A 24,146-nucleotide genomic window follows, 5' to 3' on the forward strand; every position below is an offset into this window, starting at 1 on the left:
CGTCTGTCGTTATCCTAGCTCCCAGCGATAGTCGGCACGCTCGTCCTCTAGCGCGTGTCATGAGGGTCGCTCAGCCCCGCGTCTGCATTGCTCGACCAAGTCCTCTCTTTGCGATCCAAAAGCACCCAGAAACCCCCAATGCCAGTATTGAAGTTGGCCCTCGGGCATCGCTGCTTTAGCGCGTACGTGGTGTTCGTTTGCGGCGTGCTCGCTGCCTGGCTTGGTACGCATCAAGTGTGCGCGGAAGGCGGAGCAGACGAAGGCCGTGGCGCGCTCCATCGCTCGAACATCCGACTAACTGTTGAACGCAACTGCATCATCGAATGGTCTTGTTACTCTGAAATCGAGTACCGCGATGCGTTCGCAGACGTCGAGTTGAATGCCGTCCTGACCGATGCGGATGGGGCGGAGTTCAGGTTGCCCGCCTTCTGGGCGGGCGGCAATGAGTGGAGGTTCCGGTTTAGCTCGCCTCACCTCGGGGAGTACCAGTTTAGGACGGCATGCAACGACGTTTCGAACGAGCGACTCCATGCGCGGCGGGGCCGTATTTCCGTCATCGAGTACACAGGAGGGAACGATCTGCTCGCGCACGGGCCCTTGAAACTATATCAGGAAGGCCGCCTATTTCGGCACCAGGACGGTCACCCCTTCCTGTGGCTTGCGGATTCGTGGTGGCATGGAATGACGTCACGGCTCGACTGGCCCGACGGGTTCCAGTTGCTCACGGCCGACAGAAAGGAAAAGGGCTTCAGTGTGATCCAACTAGCGATCGCCTTCCCGTGCGACATCCAGTCGTTCGATCCTCGCGGCGCCAACGCCGCGGGCCACGCATGGACACCCGGTTATCAGACCATCAACCCAGAGTACTTCGATTTAGTCGATCAGCGCATCGCATGGCTCGTACGAGAGGGGTTGGTTCCCAATATCGTGGGGGCATGGGGGTACTACCTGCCGGAGATGGGGGTTGAGAAGATGAAGCGGCACTGGCGCTACTTGATCGCCCGCTACGGCGCCTACCCTGTCACCTGGACGCTGTGTGGGGAAGCGGTGCTCCCGTGGTACCTGCTGGACAACCAAGCAGCAGCGTCCGCGCGGCAGTCGCAGCGCGAGGGTTGGGGAGAGGTTGCGAGCTACGTGCGCGCAATCGACCCATATCAGAGACTTCGGTCGGTGCACCCGGGCCCCGCTTCTGGCGGGCTCAGGCCCTTGGCGGACATGGATGCCTTGGATTTTGTGATGATCCAACCCGGGCACAAGGATGCGTCCGTAGCGACTGCTGCCGATCACCTTGACGCGGCGCGTAAGCTCTACCCAGGGCGACCCGTCTTAATCGGAGAGGCGTGCTTCGAAGGGATGAACGGGGAGTGCAAGGAAAAGATCCAGCGAATCTTGTTCTGGAGCTCGATGCTCACAGGCGCGCCTGGGTTCTCCTATGGCGCCGATGGTATCTGGCAGTTTAATTGCCGCGACAACCCCTTCGGACCTTCGCCGGGCGGTCAGACGTGGGGCAACGCCGCGTGGGATGACGCCTACCGATGGCCTGGCTCCGCGCACGTGGGGGCAGGCCGCAGGATCTTGCTGGGATACTCCTGGGAGAAACTCACTTCCAACCCAGAGTGGATTTCCAATCCGGCTACGATCGACGAACCACGCGGAGCGTATGCCGCCGGGATTGGGGACCGAATGAGGATGATCTATTTCCCCAACGGCGTGGCGCCGTGGCGTGTGCCCCCCGTGGTTCGGCAACTAGCGCCCAACACAAGTTTCCAGGCCAGATATATCGACCCGATGTCGACCCAAGTGTTCCCGTTGGGGGAGATAACCACGGACGCCCAAGGCGGATGGGAGGCGCCCCCGACGCCTGTGCTGCACGACTGGCTGTTGGTGCTGACTGGCGCCGAAAGGGGCTAGCCTCCCGTACGGCGACGGCGTCAGCCTGAAAAACTCAACGGCCGCCAACAGGGGGTGGCCCGGCGGGGAGTTGCAAGTCGGCCCGCGGCGCCGCGAGCAGTGTTGACGTCCTCTGCTCATGCCATCGACGCAACGCGCTCTCGCACTTGCCTTAGGATTGCGCTCTAGCAGGGGGGGGCCGAGGGCCAGACCCGCTAGAAGCCAGGATGCGCCGCAGAAGTGGACCATTTTTTCAGTTTCTTTGTCCCGTAGCGCCGCCCGCCGACCTATCACTCTGCCGAGAGTTCCGCGGCCGGTGGTTCGATCTGCTTGGTTGAACCGCCTGCGGTGGAAGATTCGGTCGACGATCGCCCTTCCGGCGCCGGCCGGGCGTTTGGGCGAGACTTTTCATCGGAAGCCTTTTCACGAGTCCTCGGTTCTTGCACCCCTCGTCAGGGAGGCCAGCTACGCCGGAGGGTCCTACTGGTCGTGCATGCACGGGCGGCCGGCCGTCCTTTGTTTGTTCCGAATAACTTCTCTAGTTCTTTTCTGGGAGGGAGCTGTGATGCTGCATTTTCTTCGAGGTTGCTCGATCTTGGCATGTGCCATGCTTCTGGCGGGCGAGCCAGCAAACGGTCAAAACGTGCTTTACATCGGCGACCAGGTGAACGGGTTACCCGTGGATCAGTCGGACCCCAACACTGCGATTATCGGCAACTACCATGGGCTGCTGACCGACACGCTGGGCCTGACCGTCACCTACGACACGCAGGCCGCTCAACTCACTGTGGCAGCGGTGGAGGCGTGGGCCGGCGCGTACGACCTTGTGATTTTTGGCAACCGCCCCGACGGCAGCGGGCCGTTCAACAACGCCGCGCTCCGCACCGCGGTGGACGCGACCACCGTGCCCATCCTGTCGCACCACACGTTTGCCGTACGGGCAGACCGCTTCCGCTGGTTCGAGCAGACACACGCAAACGCGCTGTTGATGGCTACCACGGTGCGGACCGAGGCAAGCGAATCGCGTCTCCGGGCCGACATCGATCAAGACGTACGCGACGCGCTATTCCAGGGCATCACCCTCGATAACGATGGCACGGATGATTACTTCGATTTTCTCGGATCGGTCCCCGAACGGGTCGTGCTGGGCGCCAACCCCGCGGGTGACTTTAATGCGGACAACACGGTTAACGCCGCCGACTATACCGTGTGGCGCGACAACGTCGGCAACCCCACCGGCACGCTGATGAATGACACCACCGACCCAGTCCTGACGCCGACGATCGGCCCCGAGCAGTACACGCTGTGGTCGGGTAACTTCGGGCTATCTGGCTTCACGGTCGCTGCGGAGAGCTTCACTGGACCGTACGCGCAACGTCCGCAGGACAACCTCGGCCCCGAGGACCCAGAGAATCCCGGGGTCTTCCTTGGTGGGACCATCCTTACCACCACCGAGATTGGGAGTAACGGCGTCAACGGCGGCGCCCCCGATAATTACATCACCTCCGCCATCTGGGCGCCGGGCGATCGACTGCTGCCGACCACCGAAGACCCGCGCGTGAACGCGGGTTGGCGGATGTACATGAGCGCCCGTCATTTCGGTGGGAACGATGCGTTAGTCAATTACACCGACGATGGCATGGCCTACCTGACGAACGCGATCAACCTGCTGCTGAATCCGCCGATGATCGTCGATCCGCCGATCGAGGGGTCCTCACTTGGATCAACCGTCCCCGAGCCCAGCTCGCTGGCGATGGTGGGGAGTTGCCTTGTGCTGTTCGGCCTCGTTCGCTACCGCCGTGTGGCCTGTTGGCGGACGACTCGAACCACAGGGTGAGGCGGGTAGCCCCCGTACGACTCGACATCCGCCAAGATTTGCTGCAGAACTGAGGAGGGTGATATGCCTTGCCTTCGCTGGCCTATGCAACGAGATTGAGATACGGAACGACGAGTAACCTCATACCTTTGTGGGGGTGCGCTAGCAGCCCGTTGAAAAATACCACTCCCCCGCACCAACTCTTGGCGCTAAACTGCCTCACCGACGAAAGGGTCACTTGAGCAGGAGCGAAGTGATGGGGATGGGAAGGCGAGAGCGGGACCGGCAGGACGTGTTGTTCGTGACGGCAGAGCAGCTGCCCAAGAGTCAGGGGCACGCGTTCTACGAGCGGCTCAATAGGCTGCTTTCCGAGGCGGGCTTCGACCGCGAGGTCGAGGAACTGTGCGAGCCGTACTACCAGCCGACCGGCACGCGTGGGCGGCCGTCGATCCCGCCGGGTGTCTACTTCCGGATGCTGATGGTGGGCTACTTCGAGGGGATCGGTTCGCAGCGCGGCATCGCGTGGCGGTGCGCCGACAGCCTCAGCCTGCGGGAGTTTTGGGCGTTCCGCTGACCGAGGCGACCCCCGATCACTCGACGCTTAGCCGGGTCCGCGACCGCCTGCCGCTGGAAGTCCATCAGGCAGTATTCCGGCTGGTGCTGCAACTGGCGGCGCAGCAGGGGCTGCTCAAAGGCAAGACGGTGGCGGTCGACTCGACCACGTAGGAAGCCGATGCGGCGATGAAGAGTATCGTGCGACGCGACACCGGAGAGGACTGGAAGGCGTACGTCGTCGGCTTGATGAAGAAGGAAGAAGTGATCGAGGAGGGAGACGAGCCGACCGACGACGAGGTCCGCCGTTTCGACAAGAAGCGGAAGAACAAGAAGGTCTCGAACGCCGACTGGGTCAGCACGACCGACCCGAGCGCGCGGATCACCAAGCTCAAGGACGGCCGCACGCATTTGGCGTACAAGGCGGAGCACGTGGTCGATATCGAGACGGAACTGATCTTGGCGGCAGAGGTCTATCACGGCGACCACAGCGACACGAAGACCCTCTGCGACAGCGTGATGGAGGCGCAGACGCACCTGTCAGAGGCTGGGCTGGAAGCGCAGATCGAAGAAGCGGTTGCCGACAAGGGCTACCACGCTGCCGAGCAGCTGGAACTAGTCACGTCGGTCGGGGTGCGGACGTATGTGCCGGAGCCCAAGCGCCGCGGCGAGTCGCGTCTGAGCGCCAAGCCAGTCGAGCAGCAGCGCGCGGTGAAGGGGAACCGCCGGCGGACCAAGACCGCCAAGAACAAACGGCTCCAGCGGCTGAGGAGTGAACGGGTCGAGCGCAGCTTCGCCCACGTGTGCGACACCGGCGGGTCACGCCGCACATGGCTGCGGGGGATCGACAAGGTGAGGAAGCGGTTACTGACGTCGGCGCTGGTGCGGAACCTGGGCCTGGTAATGCGGAAGCTGTTCGGGATCGGCACGCCGAGGGGCCTGCCGGGCGAAGGTGGCTCCGCCGGGCTTATGCAGCTCGCCTGGCTTCTCATCGCGGCGCTGCTCAGCTCGTGGGACGCGCCATCGACTCGATCAACCCGCGGTATAAACTTTTGCGGCCGCCGGCCACGCCGTCGGCGGGCCGCAGAAATATGTGTTTAGATCAACGGGCTGCTAGCGGTGATTTCCACTACCTGATCGACGGCGACTTGTTCCCGCTTGAGAGCTGGTCGAGAGGACCGCGGGCGCTGCTGAGAGGCCGGCATCCCCGACGAAGTCGTCTACCGATCGAGGTAACGGATGGCGTTGGGGCTCTACGACTGCGCACGGCAGAACGGCGTGCGGTTCGACTGGCTGGCGTTCGACAGGGGGTACGGCTCAAAGCCGTTGTATTTGCAGCGCCCGAGCGATCATGAGCACCCGTTCGTCAACGAGGTCCCCACCACGTTTTCTTGCTGGCTTGGGGCGCCGCCGGTCACCAACCGCCCCTACCGCCATAGCGGCGGGGGCCGACCCAAGAAGCCCCTCCGGCTGCGATCGGACGTCACTCGGCAGCGTGCGGGAGCTGATGAAGTACGACCGCGTGCTGCGCGTCCAGGGCCGAAGCAATTCCAGCGGGAGTGTGTGGGCCGCGTCGAGAATTTTCACGCTGCCGGCCAAGCGGTGCAGCTTGCGGCAGGGATCGTTCGGCAGGCGAACAGCGAGTCGAAGTGCTGCACGTTGGTGGTGACGATCCGTGGCGCGTCCCAGTCTTCGGCCGCTAGGCGGTTGAGACGCGATTTCTTGGATGGGTCAAGGTTGGATTGGTGCTCAATGACTACGCCGTCCCCAAGGTAATTCAATTTGCACAGCTCGGAAGTAGCGACAGCGTCAACGGTCGCTGCGTCTCGCCATGGCTCGACGGTTTTGTTCAGCCGGTCGCCCAGTTGTTGGCTGTCCGCCAGGCCAGCGTGATGCCAAGCGAGGGCGTACGCCAATCGGCGGCCCCACCGGAGTACTGATTCGGCGGCGTGCTGGGTGTCGGCCGTGGAATGATCGCCCCGCCCAGTGACCCCTTAGATGTGGGCATCAACGCCCTCCGCTTCCTCGAGAATTACTTGAAATTCGGCAGGGTTTCCCCAGGTCATGCCAACGGCCAAGCGTTCTGCCCCACTCGGCAACGCCTGGCGCTCCAGCAAAAAGGCCGGAGCCAATTTGCCGCCAGTTCCTCCACCAAGCGCAGGTGCTCTTCGAGTGGCTCCCATGCGTCGGGCCCGCGGTCGGGGAGCATGTGGGCGTAGTGCATCGGCGGATGATGGGTCAGGGGATGGCGCATCGTTGTCCAGGGGAGCCGTTCTGGACCTCAAGGTGACGGGATTTCGAGCCACCAGTGCGCGATCCACCATCGTCCCCGATGTCGTCGTCGCTATGAGGTTATCTCGTGACGCCTGGGCGGCAATAAGCGGCCGTTCGCCGCCGTTGGCGACGGCCGAGTTCTCGGCGCCCTGCCCTCCCGCCCGATGGACATCCGGACGATGCGGAGCACCGTTCAGACCGACATAGCGGCAGGCCCACACCAGCCGAAGCATCAAATCGTCGCGTTTTCCGCTTGTATTTGGCTGATAATCGAAACAAGGAATCGGCGGCGTCCTCGACTGAGAGCGCGGGCAATTCCTGGGTGCGGTTGTCAACGCCCGGGCTCGCGTATCGCACACGGATGAGGTCGGGCGACGCAGGTCAGTGTCCGGATATCAGGGACTGCAACTGCAACCGATCTACCGATCGCTAACCACTAAATTTTTGCAGTTTTTGCGTCATAAGTACTTGAAGGGGTTTAGCCCCGCGAGGCTTGTTGGAGGTGCTGACTCGACTTGCTGGAGCAGCCTTGCCCGCTTCCACTCGGCACGGCCATGAAGCACGGATACTTATTATGCCGCGTGTAATTTCGATTCGCTTGACCGGCGAAGTACTCAAACCTGCTCCAGTTCCGAAAACAACTGCTCTCCGATTTCGCCATGCCGCTGGCGCAGCCGCGTTACTGTGCTCACGTCAATCCCTAGCTCCTCGGCGATCTGCTCCGCGGACTTGTCGGTCCCGAGTGACGCCAAGATCCCCTTAATTAGCTCGTCGAGTTCCATGTCAGTGGATGGGTCGCAGTTTTCCGACTGCTCCGTGAAGACTGGGGTCACGCCGTCGAACGATTGCTTCGTCAAGCGGCTTTCAGGCACGTCTAGAACGCTGCGAGCAATTAGGTTGCGGCGGAAGCCGCGTTTCCGAAATTTGCTAGAATCCGTTACCAGAGACAGCTTGTAGCGAGCGACGATATCCAGCCACAGTTCGAGCTTCAAGTCAAGGCCCGTGACTAGCTTGAACCCGCTCGCGTACTTGCTGAACACGGTAGAGACCGACTCATGATTCGCCTGGGCGACTTGCTTGAACGTCTTCTCTGTTCCGGGATGGTAGACGCCGTCCGACCAGCCTTCGCACGCATCCCAGACTTTCAGGTATTCTCGCTGTTTGGCTGCGTGGACCCGGGTCTCGGGGAGTTCGTACTTGCCTTTGAGGAGCTTGGCCTGGCCTTCGATGTCTTCCAAGATTTGCCGAAGCGACGGCCTCGGATCAACGTGGAAAATGGTTTCGCTCGGGACAAGGTCCAGCCAATGGTCGTTCCTGTCTTCGAGCAGCGACAGCGCGAACTGTCGCTGTATGTCGCGGCGCGACGTGTCTCCTGGAATCGCTGCTTGATCCGCACCGGCTCGCCAGAGAAGAATCGCAAGTTCGACAACGCTCTTCGACGGAAGCACACAAAGTAAAACCCTCGCGTAGTGCCGTACCGTCACTGGAGTCACCGACGCGAAGAGGAACATCGTACTCGGTGTTTCATCGTCGAGCTTATCGAACTCGAAGGCTGGGTTCGGCGCAAGGCGCCCTACGCGAATCGCATGCAGCATGCGGATTGCGCGATCGCGGAGAGCTAGTGCGCGAGCTCGCTCGGCGTCGTCCTGCCCTCTGGGTACGGCTGTGAGGCCCCAAGACATCGCGCTCTGAATCGCAGCTTCTCGCAGCTCTTCAGGCGACTGACCCGCAGGGTCATCGGTTTGAGCCGACTTCTTCGCACCCTCGTGCTCGTCGTTGTTCAAGACCTTCCAAAACTCAGCGTAGTACGGGTGGCGTCGCGTCACCTCCCACCGCATCGATGCATCGAGTCCGGACAGCGCGTCTTCCGGGCGCAGGTAAATCTTCCGCACATCCGGCTCCGCGTTGGCAGCCTTCGCCGTCATTACTCTCTCTGCCTTTCGAAGATTCCTTAGCCACGCACGTTGGTCCTCGTCGAATTCTTTTGCGTCCCGATGCCTTGCTAGAGCTCGAACGGCGCGAAAGCCCGCCCTTCTCGACTTCAGCTGGAACTGGCGTTGGGCCAGCGCCTCCAAAAATTTATGGGGCATCGTTAGTCGCAAGTCTTTTTCAGATAGGTGTTTGTGTCAATCTGGACCGTTGTGCGCGTCTTGCTCACCCATCTTAGAACCGGGAAGGGCAAAGTTAACGTCCACGTAATTTCGGATGAGGAAGCTTCCAGAGGGTGAATGAATCTAGGTCGATCTCTGGACTGCTTCGATGGCCACACACCAACCACAGTCAACTCAATCCCAACCCGGCGATCAAGAGCCAGAGCGCGGCTTTGAGTCGGTCGACGACTGCGCCCGCCGCGCCGGCGTCTCATCGACAGCGGTTCGTCGCTGGATCCGGCGGGGCCAGATTGACTTCGCCCAGCCGGGCGGCCCCGGTTCGAGGCTGCTCATTCCGCTCGATGCCTTGGACGGCCTGATTTCGCGTGCCCCAGCCGCATCGACGTCCGCCGCCTCACCCGCTTCCGAACACAAGTCCACGCCAGCCGGCCCTAGGCCGGCGTGGCGAACTGCCAACAAGTTCCTCTAACAGAGTTCAGCAACCATGCCTGCAAAAAGCAATACTCCCGAAATCCAGTGTGCATTCTACTCCTGGCGATTGTTCCGGCGAAACGGCGTCTATTTTGCCGACGGCCGCTCGCACTCCGACCGTCCTGGGCGCCGTTCGCTCGGCACAAAGGATGAGGCCGAGGCCCGTCGCCTCCTGGTCGACCTCGACCGCTTGAAGGCCGAAGCGTGCGGACTTGCCCCACGCCGCTCGGCATCGACCGAGTCGGTGGCGGCGCCGTTGCTACTCCTCGATGGCCGCAAACTGTTTGAGGCCCACCTTGCCCGTTCGCCGGTCACCGGCGGTATCCAGCCCTCAACACAAAAGCGTTATCGTGCGATTCTCGACAAGTTCCTGACATTCTGCGCCACAAGCCGCATCGGTAGCTGGAACGACGTCGACGCGTCGGTGTTAGAACGGTACTCGGCGTTCCTGCAGCCCAATTATGCGGCCAAGACGATCCATGCCGAGCTGACGCTTTGCAAGCAGATTGTCAAATGGCTGATCGACCGCGGGCACTTGCAGGGCCGGGAGCCGATCCGTCTTGCGATGCGCAAAGCCCAGAGCCAGGCAGCTTATTGCTGGCGACCAGAAGAAGTCGACGCGATGCTGGCACTTTGCCTAGAGAGCCCTGAACTGGGTTGGCTCCACGACGTCATCTTAACGCTGGCCACAACCGGCCTACGCATCGCGGAGCTCGCTGGCCTGCGTTGGTCCGACATCTGCCTTGACGACAAGATGCTATCGCTTAGCGATGAGACCGGCGTGTCGCCCACAAGAAAGTCTGAGGATCGGCGCCGACTGAAAAGTGGGCGCGGACGGTCACTTCCCATTCACGATGACCTTCTGCTAGTGCTTCAGCGATTGCCGCAGAGGACAGGGTTGGTGCTCCGGGGCCCTCGCGGTGGCAAGCTCAAGCCGGACACCGTACGCCGAATTCTGGTGCGCGACGTGCTGACGCCCCTCGGCCCGCGTTTTCCGAGCCCGTCGGGTGGGCAGGGGTTCAGCGACGGTCGACTGCACAGCTTCCGCCATTATTTCTGTTCGACATGCGCTAACTCGCGCGTCCCGGAGCCGATGTTGATGCCCTGGCTTGGGCACGCCGACAGCGCCATGGTGCGTCGCTATTATCACCTGCACGACGCCGACGCGCGACAGAAACTTTGTGCTGTCCGCTTCGTGGGCGTTAATGCGGCGGGTCGTCCCGCTGCCGTCCACGACAGCGATTCCGTTGTTGACCAGGAGGCGCCGAAGCCCACCTGAGCGGGCGACCAACTGCCGTCGGAGCGGCTGATTGACCCAGTGATTGCCCCAGTTGACTGGGGCAATCGATTGCCTCGCCGTAAGTCGTTCATAAATAACGCCTTACCAAGAGGCCTGGGACCTAAGCGGAGGGCACGGGACTCGAACCCGCAACCCCTTGCGGGGCACCTGAATTCCAATCAGGCCGCTAGCCAATTCGCCTACCCTCCGAAGATCTGCGACGCACAAACTATAGCTTGCCCGGGGGGGAGTCGGGAAGTGATGGGGCGAAGTTTTGCCGGACGGGCCGGGCCCGCGGGTTAGTCCATCGCCTTGGCGCCCTGGATGAGCTGGATAAATTCCTTGTTCGACTTGAACTTGGCCAGCTTGCTGGTGAGCTGCTCCATCGCATCGACGTGGTGCATGCTCGAGAGGGTCCGCCGCAGCATGGTGGCGGCGTGCAGCGTCTCCGACGGGAGCAGCTTTTCCTCGCGACGCGTGCCCGATTGCTCGATGTCGATCGCGGGGTAGACACGGCGGTCGGAGAGCTTGCGGTCGAGCACCAGCTCCATGTTGCCCGTGCCTTTGAACTCCTGAAAGATCAGGTCGTCCATGCGGCTGCCGGTCTCGATCAGGGCGGTGCCGACGATGGTCAGTGATCCCCCTTCTTCGAACGCGCGGGCCGTGGCGAAGAGTTTCTTGGGGATGTCCATCGCCTTGATGTCGACGCCGCCGCTCATGGTGCGGCCGGTGTTGCCGACCCACTTGTTGAACGCGCGGGCGAGGCGGGTGATAGAGTCCATCAGCAAGAAGACGTCTTTGCCCATCTCGGCGAGCCGGCGGCAACGTTCGATCGTCAACTGGGAGAGCCTGACGTGGCTCTCGACGTCGCAATCGAGGCTGCTCGCGAAGACCTCGCCCTGGACGTTCCGCTTCATGTCGGTTACTTCTTCGGGCCGCTCATCGATCAACATCACCATGACGGCGACGTCGGGATGGTTGGTCGAGATCGAGTGGCTGATCTGCTGCATCAACACCGTCTTGCCGGTGCGTGGCGGCGCCACGATCAGGGCGCGTTGCCCCTTGCCGAGCGGGGTGAGCAGGTCCATCACCCGGGTGCTGAGCGGCTCGGGGCCCGTCTCGAGCCGGAGCCACTCCTCGGGGGTAATCGGGGTTAGCTCGTCGAAGTTCTTGACGCCCAAGTAGTCGTCGGGCGCCACGCCTTCCACGTCGAGCAGCTCGCGGAGCCGGGGCCCCTGCCCTCGCCGCTGGTGTTGCACCAGGCCCCCCAGCAGCAACCCTTCGCGGAGCCCGTACCTCTCGATCATCGTCCCGGGGACGAAGGGGTCGGTGCGTTCCCGGGTGAAGTTGGTCGACGGGTCGCGGAGGAACCCGTAGCCATTGGGGTGCATCTCGAGCACGCCCGAGCCGGGGGTCAACGTGGTTGTGTCGACCGGTTCGTCGGAGAAGTTCTCGCGACGGTTCTCGTATCCGTTTTGCCCCTGGCCTTGGCCTTGACCTTGGCCGGGGTTGCGTCGGCGACCGCCGCGCGAACCGTTGTTTCGGTAGCCTGCGCGGCCCTGGGTGTTGCCTTGGCTGCCGCCTTGGCCGCCACCCTGCCCACCGCCCTGATTGTTGCGTCCGCGTGAGCGTCCGCCGGCCCTGTTTCCTCTTGCCATGCCTCTACAAACCTCAAAAAACCTAGATGTGAATCCCAGCTTTCGGCCGCGCCGAGGGCTGGATGACCGGCGAATCATCTCGCGTCGGTCGGTTCCCGAAAGGACAATCCCTCCGCCGTACGGGACCTTGGCGGAGACGCGCGTGTGACGGTGTCACTCGTGCTGCGAATCTCAAAAAAACTGGCTGCCAGCGTTGGATGGGCTCTACGGTAGGGCCAGGCACCCTGGGGACGGCCTCGACGCAGGCGAATGGGATTCGCTCATCGGGCGGTCGCTCGACCGGCTAGCGAAAGGCGATGTGCCTATCGCGGAAGTGAAGCGCCTTGAAGTGAAGCGTCAAAGTTTGCTGAATCGGTACGCGTGCCGAGGGGGCATTCTCGCCCAACAGGAGAGTCCGCTGTTCACAAGAAGCCAAGCTGGCGCGCCACTCGACCAGGCCGCTTGGGCCACCGAGAACACGCAACCTTTGAGTCCGTCTGGCGGGCGTCGGACAATCAGCAGATCACGCCCACCGCTCTGCCTGCCCGGCCCCAACCTACACAAGCCTCTGGGCACGCCGAATGAACGTAACTCTACTGACGAGTGCCTCGCGGTAAACGGGCCATCGCGAAAAACGGCTTCCAGTGAAAGGGAATCTTTCCGCGAACACACTTCGCAGAAACCGAATCCACCCTCGAGAAAACCTGTGCAGAACGACAGGTTTGTTTCACCGCGTGTAGTATTCGCCACTGCGGAATACCTGTCAATAGAGCATCTAGAAACTTCCTGCCCGCCGGCCAGCCCCGCCGCGGCCCGAAATTCCGGTCGGATCCCCCCAGATTGCCTCATCCGGGGCTTTCTCCCAGCCGATACCACCACTACGGGGCGGCTCCGGATAGTCCCCCGCGCCGCTCGCTGCGCCAGCCGGTCCACCTGATCGAAAGGGTACTCACGATGCTTGCCATTCGCTCCTGTTCTGCCTTAACGCTGTTGTTTGCAAGCGCCCTCGCGGTCGCGCAGTCGCCCACCGGCGGCATCCCTTGGGCGAAGAATATCGAGGACGCACGCGCCGCGGCCAAGTCCTCCGGCAAGCCCGTGCTGGTCCACTTCTGGACGCCCACGTGCGGGCCCTGCAAGGTGCTGGACAAGAACGTGTTTGCGATCCCGCAGGTCGGACAGGCCGTCGGCCAGATGGTTGTGCCGGTCAAGGTGAACGCCAGCGAAGAGATGGGCCTTGCCGAACAGTACGGCGTCACACGTGTGCCCACTGACGTGTTGGTCTCACCGGACGGCGCGGTGATCGAACGCTTCGTGAGTCCCGCGACTCCCATGGACTATGTCGGCAAGATCACCCAGGCCGTGGGCGCTTACCGCACGCAGGCGGGCGCCGCCTACCAGGCCGCGGCCAATCAGTCGCCCTACGGCGGCGTGGTGAACGAGGCGTACGCCCAGCTCCAGGTGCCGGCGCCCAAGATGGCCGCCGTGGCTGCGGAGGCCGATCGCTACGCGACACAGGCGCAGGGCGCGGCCGCCAATCCTTACGCCGCTTGGCAGACGGGCGCCGGGGCGCCGAGCGCGTCGGGTCCGGCGCCGGCGGCCGCCCAGGCCGCCCCCGCTGCGGCTGTAGCCGCGGCTCCGCAGCAGAACTTCGCCGGGCAGCCGGCGCCGGCCGTTGTGGTCAACGCCGCCGCCAACCCGGTCGCTCAGGCGCCGGCCGCCGAGGCGCCCACGACGGCGCCGACGCAGGTGGCCGCGGTGCAGTTGCCGCCCGGCTCGCCCCCGTTGGGATTCGATGGATTCTGCCCGGTCACGATGAAGCGTGACTGGAAGTGGGTCCCCGGCGACGTGCAGTTCGGCGCCATCCACCGCGGTCGGACCTACCTGTTTTCCAACGGCGCCGCCCGCGACGAGTTCCTCCGCCAGCCGGACACCTACAGCCCGGCGATGTCCGGCATGGACCCGGTGCTAGCCATCGATAACGGCCAAGCGGTCCCCGGGGTGCGTAAGCACGCGTTGGAGTACGCCGGCAGCTTCTACTGGTTCTCGAGCGAAGAGACGCTCAACCAGTTCTGGAACAACGCCCCGCGTTACTCCGAAGGGGTGCGTCAGGCGATGACGGCCAGCCAAGACCGCGTCACGCGATAAGCAAGACGGCGTCACGCGGTAACGCAGACGCGCGGCCTATTCGTCGCGGATGGCGCGTTGGAGCTGAATCACCTGGGCACGGACTTCCTCCATGCCGGGGTTCAGCCGCAGGGCCCGTCGGAAGGCCTCCAACGCCGCCATCGGGTTGTCGATGCGGAGATAGCACTGCCCCATGCCGGCCGCCGCGGTGAAGTGGTAGGGATTGATCTCGAGCCCTTGATGGCAATCGCGGATCGCGGCCTCGTACTGCCCTTGGTGGTAGTAGGCCGCACCGCGTTGCGCCCAGGCCTCGGCGATCCAGGGCGAATCGTGGATCAGACGCGTGGCGGTATCGACTGCCTGATCGTGCCGCTTGCCCATGTTGAGGCGAACGATCTGCCGCAACGCGCTACGCTGGTCTCGGCTGCCGACGCGCAGCCAGACCTCTTGGATGCTGGTTTCGGCGATCGCACGCACGCCACGATCTCGGTCGGTCAGGGCCCGTCCCATGACCTCGTTGGAGGTGTACTCGCCCATGTAGCCGAGCGCCAGCACCGAGGCGCGGCGGTCGTAGCGTTCGCCGCTGACAGCGAGCCTTTCAAGCGTGGCGCAGCCGTACCGGATCGCGACCCGTTGGATGAACGAGGCCGCGTCTTGGCTCTCTAGGTAATCGCGGTAGTGCTGCGTGAGCAGCGGTTCGCGGCGGGTTGATGGTTTCACGCGGCCGAACTCCCAGTAAGACGAAGCCGCGACCACTCCCTGTCGAGGCTCGATCAAATCTTGATGCCGACGCGGTTGCCTTGCGACGGCTCGATGGCTTAAATCAGGGGAGCGTCCCGTGGTTCTTCGCCTCTCTACCATCGAGTCTAATCACGCTTGCGAAGCGCACAACGAAAAAGCGATTGTGTCGGTCGAGTCGGTGGTGCGCTGCTTGACAAGCGACGTGCGGCAAGCACGGTTTCGGGCGCCGGCGGCTCGGTCTGTGCAGGGTGGCGGTTGCGTTTGGCATTGGTTGGTGCGCTAAGCGTTGCCGCGGCTGCGGCGCCGGGCGCCGCGGTTGCGGACGACCGACGAGAGAGGCTCGCGCAGCCGATTTCTGCCGTTTGGCGAGAAGCGCCGGGGCGCACGATGTTCGCGCGGCTGTCGACCACCGCGGGGGTTCCGGTGATGCTCGACCGCCGGATCGACCCCACGTCTCCCAGGACCCTGGAGGCCCGGGGCCAGTCGGTCCGCGAGGTCATCGACCGAGCGGCCCAAGCCGTGGGCGGATCGCCCTACTTCTTTCCGGGACTGATCTACATCGTGCCAGCCGAAAAGGTCGGCGAGTTGGAGAGCTTGGCCGCGCGTGATCAGGCGGCGATCGCCAGACGCGACTCGACGCTCGACGCGCCGATCACGCTTTCTTGGCCGGCACTGTCCTCGCCGAGCGAGCTGGTAACGCGGGCGCTGGAGGGCAGCGGGTGGCGGGTCGCGAACCCGGGCGCCATCCCGTTTGATCTGTGGCCGCCGATGGACGGAGGACGTCTTTCAAGACGCGAGTGGCTCACCGTCCTGCTGTTCGGCTTCGGCCTCACCTTCGAAGAGTCTGGCGCCGGCGTGCTGACGGTCGCCGAGATCCCTCCGCAGGCCAAGCAGGGGGTCGCGGCGCCGCGGCCCGCCGCGCGGGGGAGGGCCCCCGCCCGTGTATCTATCGAGGAGCAACGCGTGACCTTTGTCGTGCGCGGCGAGCAGGCGGGGCGAGTGCTTCAAAGCCTGGCGTCGAGCTTTGACCTCACGCTGAAGGTGTCGCCGGAAGCAGAAGCTCGGCTGAAGACGCCCGTTACGATCGAGGCGCGCCAGCGAACGCTGGACGCCGTGCTGGCGTTGCTCGGAGAGGCCGCCGGGCTACGCCTGACGCGCGCCGCGCGGCAGGTCGCCGTTGACGCGCAGCCGTGAGCGGGAGGCGCGCAGCCGTGAGCGGGAGCGGCGTGCCGCGGCTAGCACCAGCAGCAGGCCTGCGATGGTCACGGCGGACGGTTCGGGGACGGACGAGGGGCCTAGCGCGGCGGCGCCCTGCATCGCGGCGCGCCAGACCGCTAGGTCGGATCCGTCGATCCGCCTGTCTCGGTTCGCGTCTGCGTTGAGCTGGGTCGTCGAGCCGAGGGTGTCGCGCCACACGGTGTAGTCGGCGGCGTTGATCGCCCCGTCACCGTTAAAATCGCCCGGCAGCGCAGCGACGGCGCTGCCGGCAAACGCGTTCTTCCACACCTGGTAGTCTTGCTGAGAATACTTGGTTCCGAGCCCGTCGCGCCAAGTGGTGTAGTCTGCCGCGTCGACCGAGCCGTCGCGGTTGAAGTCGCCGGGGACGGCTTCGTATGCGGCTGCGGAGAACGCGCTGCGCCAGACGTCGAGGTCGCCCTGGGTATACCGCACGCCGAGCCCGTCGCGCCAAGCCGTGTAGTCCGCGGCGTCGACGAACCCGTCGTGGTTCAGGTCGCCCGCAATGGGCGCAGCAACGGACTGGATCGCGGCTTCGAGATTGATGTGCTGATAGGTCTTCTGGGTGGCCGGGTCGAAGAAGGGGTCGGCCGTCGATCGCAAGGTGTCGTAGATGTGGGCGGGCGTCACCGACAACGGGTCCGAGCCCCCCATCGCTTCGCGGATCAGCATGCTGGCGCCCGCGACGTAGGGGGCGGCCATGCTGGTGCCCGACTTGTAAGCCCAATCGTCGTCAAGGCCGTTGCCGTTGCCCATGTAGTCCGGCGCCGGCCCCAAGATGTGGGCGCCCGGCGCGGCGATCGCTTGCTGGCTCCGTTGGCTGTAGTTGGCCAGCCCGCTTGTCTGCCACGCCATGGCCGCGGTGACCGAGGGGCTGGACGACGGGTAGTTCAGGCCGGCGACGCCAAACGAGGCGAACTCGTTTCCCGCCGAGGCCGCTACAAAGACGCCCGCCTTACGCAGGTCGGCCAGCTCGTCCTCAAGCATGCCCCATTGCGGTGGGGAATTTGCGTTCCAGGAGGACCCGATCGATAGGTTCACCGTCGTGATCGGGTTTCGATAGGTATGCAGGTTGTCTCGCACCCATCGCAGCGCCTTCTCTACCCAACTGAAGTAGACGGCGCCCTGGTCGTCGAATACCCGCAGACTCACGATATCGGCGCCCGGCGCAACGCCCGGGTTGGTTAAAGAGCCGCTGGCGGCGACCCCCGTTACGTGCGTTCCGTGTGATCCGCGGTCGCCCAGGCCCACGCTCTTTTCGTCGTACGGGTCGGCGTCGTTCTCGGCGAAGTCCCAGCCGCCAACGTACCTGCCCGCGAACGCGGGGTGGTTGTACGCCAGGCCGCTGTCGATCACTACCAGCGTCTGACCGGCGCCGCTTAGGCCTAGAGGAGCGCCGGTGGAGTGCGCGCCGTGGCTAGCGCACACCGCGACGCCCAGGATCAAGCAAAGGTGCGTTGAACAGGTTTCTCTACGACCGTAGGGCATCGACCTTCCGCCGGATATGTCCGGCAACACAACGGAAGCGGCGCGCCAGTGGCGAGCCGATAGGGACTTGGAAATAGGCCCGCAGCCTCGCAAGGGGCAGACGCTCCAAGCCTGAGAATGCTGGGCGCTGCGGTTGGCGACTGAGGAGACCAGAACTCTCGCGGAGGATTCTAGGTGTGTCAATGGCAAACCGGTAGAGAAAAGAAAAAACGCAAGATCGAGCTCCCCTTGCGTACGACTTCCGACCGATCTTGCAGCGGGGAAAGTAGCAACGGAAAGGTCGCCGATCGTCTGGTCATCCTGGTTAACGCTCACGCGCACTGGGCCCGGCAATCGTCGGCGTAGGTCGAGCAGCGGCGATCCGCTCCGCGCCCCCTGATCGTCCAACGGCCAGGGGGGTGATGGCGGACGGGGGTTTAGCTGGTAGTATTCTGGCACCAGCGGGCGTCGCCCGCAGTTCGCGAAGCGCTTCTCCCGGCGAGACACCTGATGGGCATCGAAACGAACGCCAAGGACGGGATCCTCACGATCCGGATCCGAGACCAACGGATGGTGGACGAAGCGCTGCTTGAGCAGCTAGAACGCGACGTGACCGCGATGCTCGATAAGTCGACCGAGGAACGCGTGATCCTCGACTTCGAGAGCGTGCAGTTCATGTCCTCGTCGATGCTCGGCAAGCTTGTCAAGATTCACAAGCAGTGCCAGGGGTTCAAGGTGAAGCTCAAGCTCAGCGGCGTCTCGCCAGAGATCCGCGAGGTCTTCAAGATCACCCGCCTCGACAAGCTGTTCGACCTCGAGAAAGACGAGGCGGCCGCACGCAAGGCGTTCCTGAAACGCGGCATCTTCGGCTAGATGCGCCCCGCCGCATAACGCCGGGACGAGTCCCGGCGGAACGGGGGCTCGCTAGGGTTTCGGCTCACCGTACGCCCGCGAGGGGCGCCGGCTGCCCGCATTGGCTGGGCGCCTGCGACGAGCGGCTCAACGGCTGCGGCCGGCCGTACAGGAAGCCTTGGGCGCATGAGAACCCGAGTTCAGCGCAGACCTCATGGTCGGCGGTCTGCTCGATCCCCTCCGCCAAGGGCACGATCCCCAGCTCGCTGGTCATCTGCACGAGCCGCTCGACCATCTTCTGGCGTTCAAGCGACGCCGAGGAGATGCCTTGGACCAGCTTCATGTCAAACTTGAGGTAGTCCGGCGGAACCTCGACCAGCTCGACCAAGCGGGCCTGTCCGGCGCCGAAGTCGTCGTACGCGAGGCCGATACAGAGCTCGTCGAGCACCGAACGCAGTTCGCGCATCTGATTCGACTGGGTCGCGGTCGCCTCGTGGATCTCCAGCACCATCGGGCGGTGCGGATCGAGCTCGCGGAGCTCGCGCAGCGAGAACTCGAGGACCCCCAGGTCCTCGATCTCCGCGGGGTGCGTGTTGAAGAACAAGAGCTGCCCGCCCGGGATCCCCTGCCCCACGCGGACCCCCTCGTCGCGCAGGATCCGGCTCAGCTCTGCCTCGAGGTTCAGCACCGCGGCGGCCTTGAACATCATCGCGGGGTCGGTAAGCCCGAACAGCTTGCTGCGCCCGAGGATCTCAAACCCGAACGTCTGCTGCGTACCCATCGCAACAATCGGCTGGAAGTGCGGCGACACCGCACGCTCGGTCATCAGCTTGTCGAACTGGATGAGCGCCAGCGCGCGATCGGCGGAGTCTTCTTGGATGGTTTTCAGGTTGGGGGTCGAGTCCTCCAGCGTGGCGCGAAATACGATCTGTGCAAACTGCACCAGGTCGCCCCGGTGCACGGCGCAGTCGTCGGTCACACGCACGCCGTTCACAAAGGTGCCGTTCGTGCTGCCCAGGTCGCGGACCCGCAGGAGGTCGTCCTCCAGAAGGATCTCTGCGTGACGACCCGACACGGTTGGGCTGGGGATCGACAGCGATTGATCGGCGCGGCGCCCCACGGTGAAGGGGGAGCAGTCGACCGAGATCCTGCGCATCGGTTCGTCGTCCGTCAGTTGACCGCTCAGCAGCCAACGCGTCTGACTCGAGGTGGTGAGGCAATCTAGCATGAGGATCGAGACGGATGGTGCGGTAGGAGTTTCGTTCTACGAGTCTTCAGAAGGCTGGCGCCGGCGTGCTTACGAGCATCGTCGCGTCCACCGGTCGGTCGAAGGCGTCCGCGTCCAGAGCGCTTTCGGCGGGTGTGCAGGCGGGGGGAGAATCGAGGTCTAGGAGCGGCTCCCAATCGATGTCTCGGCGTGAGTGGACCCGCTCGGCGAATCGCGCGTAGTCCTGCCGATGGCCGACCACGTGCGCGGCGAGGTGGGGGATCGAGATCCCCTCGCACTCCACAACCGTGACGGAGGCCGAACCCGCCGGCCTGCCCGCGAAAGTCTCCGCGGTTAGCCGACGTTCGATCCCGCCAAAGCCGGTCGGATCAACGCCCTGCGACAGTTGCTGCGCGTGGGGGCCTTCGATCGCTCCGTCGCTGACCACGCCTTGCGGCAGCACAAACCGCCGGGCGATCTCCTGGACCGCGGCCTTCAGCCCCGCGTGAAGGCCTGGGTCCGACAGCACCCGGGCGGCGCCCCCGCTGGGGGCGAAGTACTCGGACTGAAGCCAACCGTCCAGGCTAACCGCCAGCTCGGTCAAGGCCTCGCAGGGGGCTTCCAGCGGGATGGTGGGATCACTGCGCAACGCCGAGCTGATGGTTCGGATCCTTGCGTCCATCGACGCCACCGCTGCGCGCACCCGCCGTGCGGCCAACGCCGCCTCTTGGACGATCTCGGCGTGGTCGGTTGTCATGTTCGTCAGGTCGCGTTCAACGCAAGCCAAGTGGTCCGTCATCCACCGTACGGCCTGGCTCGCGTCGCGGAGCCGTGGTCCGGGCGCGTCCATTTTCTCTGCGATCCAGCCCCCGATCGCGGCGATGATCGTCTGCACGACCCCCCCGGCGGCGTCGGCGCCGCGGGTTCGCGCCCCGCGGGTCGTCGCCAGCAGCCCGGTGGCGTCGATCTTGTGCCGGGCGACAAACTGGGCGGCCCCGTGAACCAGCGGGTTGGTGCCCCCCACGTTCACGTCGTGCGTGTCGTCTTCCCACTCGTCGCCCATCCACAGCTCGAACAGGCGTCGCTGCAGAAGCTCGGCGTCTGCTATCCCGCTTGGCGAGAGGGTCTCCTCCACGCGGAAGCTGCGGACGCGGTCCGGGTCGCCGGCTGCGTCGCGGAGTCGGTCGAGTTGCTTCTGGGTCGGGGTAAGGGCGTCGAGGAACAGATAGTCAACGATAGCGGTCCGGGCGCTGACGCCATGCGGGTCCTCTGCGCTGGCGCCGAAATCGAGCAGGTAGCTGGCGTCAAACGGCGGCGACTCTGCCGACGCCGCGGGCAAGCCGCAGCCGGCTTCTCCGGGGTAGGCCACGTCGGGCCGCGACAGGTGACGCAGCTCCGTCAGGGCGCTGAACGCGTTGACGCGCGCCAGCTCGCCCCGTTCTTTGTCACGCGTGGTTGAGTAGGTCAGCAGCCCGATGATCTTTGCTTCGGAGATCCCCGCACGCTCCAGGATGGCCCGAGTAGCGTACGCCACGTCCAACGCCATCCCGCCCCCTGCCCCGCCGCTGATCGATGCGACAACGTAGACCCGGAACGCGCCCGGCCGGAACGTCGTGCCGGAAGCCGCTTCCGATTCCGCCACCGATTCCGGAGAGGTCGCCTCGATCACGGAGCGACGGACCCGCTGCAACGCTTGGCGCGCGTGGTCGATCAAAGCCAGGCGGCCCAAGGGCCGGATGCCCTCGGTGCGCGCCGACCGTGGGATGTTGTAGAGCCAACGCCGGCCAAGCCAGCCGAGCAGTTGTTCAGACTTGGCGCGGTACTGCTGCGGACGCTTGAGCGGCAGGGAAACCGTTTCTGTGGCAAGCAATCCGGCGCCCTTCTCGGCGCCGTGCGTGGCTTGCGAGAGGGAGGTTTGATCGACGTCCATCAGCAGGAAGGGCATCGCCGGCAGCGGGCCGTTCAGGCCGAGCTCGGCAGACATCCGCTGGCGCAGCATGCGGAGCACACGCGCGCTGCTGCCGCCGAGCCCTAGGAAGAGCGTCGGGGTCAGGGCGAAGGGTTCTGAGTCCTCCTGCACCGGCGCCTGCTCGGCCCTGACGGCGTACGGGGTCGGCGGGTCTAGGTTGAACAAGATCGGCGCCGCCGGCCCGTTCCACGCCGTCTCGTCCAGCGCGTCGAACACCTGGGTGGCGCCGGCCGTCGAGGTGCGGCTGATGATCGCCGCGGCCGCGGTTGCAGAACGCGCGGCGGCGGGCTGCTCGCAGGCGTTGGGGAGGCCGTCCGCCAGCATCTGCACAAACTCTGCGCAGCTGCTGAACCGGTACTCGGGCCGCTTGGCCAGGGCACGCGACACGACGAATCGATCCGATTCCGACAGCGACGCCAGGTCGGGCTCTTCGTTCAGGTGTTGGAGCGTCAGCTCGGCCGGCGAGCCGCCGAGGAACGGCACGGTTCCGGTGAGCAGCTCCTGGTACACGATCGCTAGGCTGTACTGGTCGCTCGAGCCCGTGGGCGAGCCGCGGAACACCTCGGGCGCCGCGTACGTGGGGGTCATGCCCCCCACGATCGATTCCGAGACCCCGGCGTCCAGGCTCTTTACAAGGCCGAAGTCGGCCACCTTCACGTGCCCGGACAGCAGCAGGATGTTCTCCGGCTTGATGTCGAGGTGCTGAAGCGAGTGGTGGTCGCGTAGGTAGTCGAGCGCGTCAGCCGCTTCGCGCAGGTAGCGCAGCAGCTCAACGCGGGGTATGCCCAGGGCCCCCCCGTCGAGGCGTTCGAGCAGCCGATCGCGGAGGCTCCCGTCGGCGAGCTCGGTGACGACGACCATCCGGCCTTCGACGACCTCGATCCGCTCAAGCGAGAGCAGGAACGGGTGCCGGACCTCGCGGATCCGCTCGAGCGCCTTGAGCTCGCGAACGGCGCGGGCGCCGTCCTGTCGGCCAAAGATGAACTTGACCGCCTTGGTCAGTCCGCCCGGCGCTTCGGCGCGCCAGACTTCGCCGTAGCCCCCTTGGCCCAGGCGATCGAGCAGCCGGTACCCGGGCAGGCTTTCGAGCGGGGGAGATGTGTTGTTGCTCATGGATCGCTCCCGGGGGTCGCGATCGACGCTGGCGCCGGCATCGTGGTGAAGTAGGCGCCCACGGCGCGGTCGAGGTAGTCGGGGCGCAGTTCCAGGGCGACGCCCCGGTAAACGCAGTAGTTGCGGACCTGGCTCAGCAGGTCGCGTGCGTGGCACCGCCGCAGGCAGCGGCCCAGCGGGCGGTAGTGCTTCTGAACCAAATAGTCGACCGCCTCGGGGCGGTAGCCGAACCCGAGCGTCCGGCAGCCGACCTCAAAGAGTGTTCGGAACTCGTCGAGCGACGGGTCGCCCACCTCTACCTTGTACGGGATGCGTCGCAGGAAGGCCTCGTCCGTGAGCTCGTGCGGCTCCAGGTTGGTGGAGAAAATAATCAACTGATCGAACGGCACCTGGATCTTCTTTCCGCTGGGGAGCGTGAGGAAGTCGTACCGGTTCTCCAGCGGGATGATCCAGCGATTGAGCAGCTCCGTCGGCTCGATCCGCTGCCGACCGAAGTCGTCGATCAACAAGCACCCGCAGTTGCTCTTGAGTTGGAGCGAGGCCTCGCACACGTTGGAGATCGGGTCGTGCCGGATCTCGAGGCTGTCCATCGTCAGCTCGCCCCCGACGATCACCGTCGGCCGACGCACGTTGACCCATCGCGGGTCGTGCCCGGTCCCCGAGAGCAGCGAGCCCTCTTGCTCCTCGGGCCGCTCGTGGTAGGCCGCGTCGAACACCTTGATGATGAAGCCGTCGTCGATCACCGCGTGGGGGAGCCAGATGTTGCGTCCGAAGCAACGCGTGATGCGCCTAGCGAGCGTCGTCTTGCCGTTGCCCGGCGCCCCGTAGAGGAACATCCCGGCGCCGGAGTTCACGGCCGGCCCCAGCACCTCCAGCAGCGAAGCGTCGATCGAGATATCCTCGAAGGCCTCCAACAGTTGTTCGCGCTGCGCCGCTTCGGCACGGATAGTTTGCGCCTCGACCGACAGCACGTACTCGTCCAGCGGCACCGGCGCCGGCCCGACGTAGCTGCAGGCCTGCATCGCCGCGCGGGCGCGATCCAGCCCCTGGTCGGTGAGCGCGTAGTAGTAGTCCCCCAACGCCGCTTGGCCCTGGTGGAAGACGATCTGCCGGGAACGCAGGCTCCCGAACAGGTCTTCCAGCGTGCCGAACGGCAGGCAGAGCCGTCGCGCGACGTCACGCCCCGCGGCCGAGCCAACCTGCAGCAGGTACTTACATACCAGCCCCTCGACCAAGACGGGCGAGACGCCCGTTTCGCGCAGCGTCTTCGGCTCGGTAGGCAGGAAGACATCGTCGCTCAGCAAGGCGCCGAGCCCGTCGATGGCGTCGTAGTCTGATGGGGCTGAGGTCATCGGCGTAGCGGAGGGCGGGGCAAAGATTCCTGATAGAACCTAGGTCGCTCGCCAC

The 24,146-nt window shown here is 64.6% G+C and carries 19 protein-coding genes, 1 tRNA gene and 1 pseudogene; 11 read left to right on the top strand and 10 right to left on the bottom strand.

Annotated elements, in window-relative coordinates:
* Nucleotides 1-147 precede the first annotated feature (147 nt).
* The 6 genes and pseudogenes from Pla175_RS09675 to Pla175_RS27040 all read left to right on the top strand — a co-directional run.
* Nucleotides 148-1,911: a DUF5060 domain-containing protein gene (locus Pla175_RS09675; RefSeq protein ID WP_231954299.1), complete on the top strand. Its 1,764-nt coding sequence runs from the start codon at nt 148-150 to the stop codon at nt 1,909-1,911.
* 622 nt (nt 1,912-2,533) lie between these two features.
* Nucleotides 2,534-3,727 (top strand): PEP-CTERM sorting domain-containing protein, encoded by a 1,194-nt coding sequence (locus Pla175_RS09680; protein WP_231954307.1) that lies wholly within the window; start codon nt 2,534-2,536, stop codon nt 3,725-3,727.
* 217 nt (nt 3,728-3,944) lie between these two features.
* Nucleotides 3,945-4,280, top strand: coding sequence for a transposase (locus Pla175_RS09685; protein ID WP_145283637.1), 336 nt, complete (start codon nt 3,945-3,947; stop codon nt 4,278-4,280).
* On the top strand, nt 4,265-4,432 hold the full coding sequence (locus Pla175_RS09690) for a transposase (protein ID WP_145283640.1): 168 nt from the start codon (nt 4,265-4,267) through the stop codon (nt 4,430-4,432). Before Pla175_RS09685 ends, Pla175_RS09690 begins: the two co-directional genes overlap by 16 nt.
* A gap of 15 nt (nt 4,433-4,447) precedes the next feature.
* Nucleotides 4,448-5,359 carry a transposase gene (locus Pla175_RS09695; protein ID WP_145283642.1) on the top strand — a complete coding sequence of 304 codons (912 nt, stop codon included), beginning with the start codon at nt 4,448-4,450 and terminating at the stop codon, nt 5,357-5,359.
* A 138-nt stretch (nt 5,360-5,497) separates the two neighbouring features.
* A pseudogene (locus Pla175_RS27040) lies at nt 5,498-5,752 on the top strand (transposase); the annotation flags it as partial.
* 89 nt (nt 5,753-5,841) lie between these two features.
* On the opposite strand, the gene Pla175_RS26480 reads toward Pla175_RS27040, so the two are convergent.
* The 3 genes from Pla175_RS26480 to Pla175_RS09705 all read right to left on the bottom strand — a co-directional run bounded on the left by Pla175_RS26480 (nt 5,842) and on the right by Pla175_RS09705 (nt 8,457).
* Nucleotides 5,842-6,039 (bottom strand): hypothetical protein, encoded by a 198-nt coding sequence (locus Pla175_RS26480; RefSeq protein WP_231954309.1) that lies wholly within the window; start codon nt 6,037-6,039, stop codon nt 5,842-5,844.
* 68 nt (nt 6,040-6,107) lie between these two features.
* The gene (locus Pla175_RS25925) at nt 6,108-6,266 is read right to left on the bottom strand and encodes a hypothetical protein (protein ID WP_197527390.1); all 159 of its coding nucleotides are present in this window, start codon (nt 6,264-6,266) and stop codon (nt 6,108-6,110) included.
* A gap of 880 nt (nt 6,267-7,146) precedes the next feature.
* On the bottom strand, nt 7,147-8,457 hold the full coding sequence (locus tag Pla175_RS09705) for a hypothetical protein (protein ID WP_145283646.1): 1,311 nt from the start codon (nt 8,455-8,457) through the stop codon (nt 7,147-7,149).
* A 334-nt stretch (nt 8,458-8,791) separates the two neighbouring features.
* Between Pla175_RS09705 and Pla175_RS27045 the strand changes: the two genes are divergently transcribed.
* Both Pla175_RS27045 and Pla175_RS09710 read left to right on the top strand, forming a co-directional pair.
* The gene (locus tag Pla175_RS27045) at nt 8,792-9,112 is read left to right on the top strand and encodes a helix-turn-helix domain-containing protein (protein ID WP_197527391.1); all 321 of its coding nucleotides are present in this window, start codon (nt 8,792-8,794) and stop codon (nt 9,110-9,112) included.
* Between the two features lie 15 nt (nt 9,113-9,127).
* Nucleotides 9,128-10,393, top strand: coding sequence for a tyrosine-type recombinase/integrase (locus tag Pla175_RS09710; RefSeq protein ID WP_145283648.1), 1,266 nt, complete (start codon nt 9,128-9,130; stop codon nt 10,391-10,393).
* 126 nt (nt 10,394-10,519) lie between these two features.
* Here the strand turns inward: Pla175_RS09710 and Pla175_RS09715 are convergent.
* Both Pla175_RS09715 and rho read right to left on the bottom strand, forming a co-directional pair.
* A tRNA-Ser gene (locus Pla175_RS09715) sits at nt 10,520-10,602 on the bottom strand.
* Nucleotides 10,603-10,692: 90 nt separating this feature from the next.
* Nucleotides 10,693-12,051, bottom strand: coding sequence for a transcription termination factor Rho (gene rho / locus Pla175_RS09720; protein ID WP_145283651.1), 1,359 nt, complete (start codon nt 12,049-12,051; stop codon nt 10,693-10,695).
* Nucleotides 12,052-12,984: 933 nt separating this feature from the next.
* Between rho and Pla175_RS09725 the strand changes: the two genes are divergently transcribed.
* Nucleotides 12,985-14,175, top strand: coding sequence for a thioredoxin family protein (locus Pla175_RS09725; protein ID WP_145283653.1), 1,191 nt, complete (start codon nt 12,985-12,987; stop codon nt 14,173-14,175).
* 36 nt (nt 14,176-14,211) lie between these two features.
* Here Pla175_RS09725 and Pla175_RS09730 read toward each other — a convergent pair whose 3' ends face one another.
* Nucleotides 14,212-14,874 carry a tetratricopeptide repeat protein gene (locus Pla175_RS09730; RefSeq protein ID WP_197527392.1) on the bottom strand — a complete coding sequence of 221 codons (663 nt, stop codon included), beginning with the start codon at nt 14,872-14,874 and terminating at the stop codon, nt 14,212-14,214.
* A gap of 282 nt (nt 14,875-15,156) precedes the next feature.
* Between Pla175_RS09730 and Pla175_RS09735 the strand changes: the two genes are divergently transcribed.
* Nucleotides 15,157-16,089, top strand: a complete 933-nt coding sequence (locus Pla175_RS09735) for a hypothetical protein (RefSeq protein ID WP_145283659.1) — start codon at nt 15,157-15,159, stop codon at nt 16,087-16,089.
* Here Pla175_RS09735 and Pla175_RS09740 read toward each other — a convergent pair.
* Nucleotides 16,039-17,577 carry a S8 family serine peptidase gene (locus tag Pla175_RS09740; protein ID WP_197527393.1) on the bottom strand — a complete coding sequence of 513 codons (1,539 nt, stop codon included), beginning with the start codon at nt 17,575-17,577 and terminating at the stop codon, nt 16,039-16,041. The genes Pla175_RS09735 and Pla175_RS09740 overlap by 51 nt on opposite strands.
* A 531-nt stretch (nt 17,578-18,108) precedes the next feature.
* Here Pla175_RS09740 and Pla175_RS09745 point away from each other — a divergent pair.
* Complete coding sequence (locus tag Pla175_RS09745; protein ID WP_145283664.1) at nt 18,109-18,471, top strand: STAS domain-containing protein; 363 nt, start codon at nt 18,109-18,111, stop codon at nt 18,469-18,471.
* 64 nt (nt 18,472-18,535) lie between these two features.
* On the opposite strand, the gene Pla175_RS09750 is transcribed toward Pla175_RS09745, so the two are convergent.
* Genes Pla175_RS09750 through Pla175_RS09760 form a run of 3 tightly spaced genes read right to left on the bottom strand, consistent with a single transcriptional unit; the run spans nt 18,536 to nt 24,091 of the window.
* Nucleotides 18,536-19,678, bottom strand: coding sequence for an EAL domain-containing protein (locus Pla175_RS09750; RefSeq protein ID WP_145283666.1), 1,143 nt, complete (start codon nt 19,676-19,678; stop codon nt 18,536-18,538).
* Nucleotides 19,679-19,724: 46 nt separating this feature from the next.
* Nucleotides 19,725-22,739, bottom strand: a complete 3,015-nt coding sequence (locus tag Pla175_RS09755) for a tubulin-like doman-containing protein (RefSeq protein ID WP_145283668.1) — start codon at nt 22,737-22,739, stop codon at nt 19,725-19,727.
* Complete coding sequence (locus Pla175_RS09760) at nt 22,736-24,091, bottom strand: ATP-binding protein (protein ID WP_145283671.1); 1,356 nt, start codon at nt 24,089-24,091, stop codon at nt 22,736-22,738. Before Pla175_RS09760 ends, Pla175_RS09755 begins: the two co-directional genes overlap by 4 nt.
* Nucleotides 24,092-24,146 lie beyond the last annotated feature (55 nt).

It is taken from the genome of Pirellulimonas nuda (assembly GCF_007750855.1).
Classification (GTDB): domain Bacteria; phylum Planctomycetota; class Planctomycetia; order Pirellulales; family Lacipirellulaceae; genus Pirellulimonas; species Pirellulimonas nuda.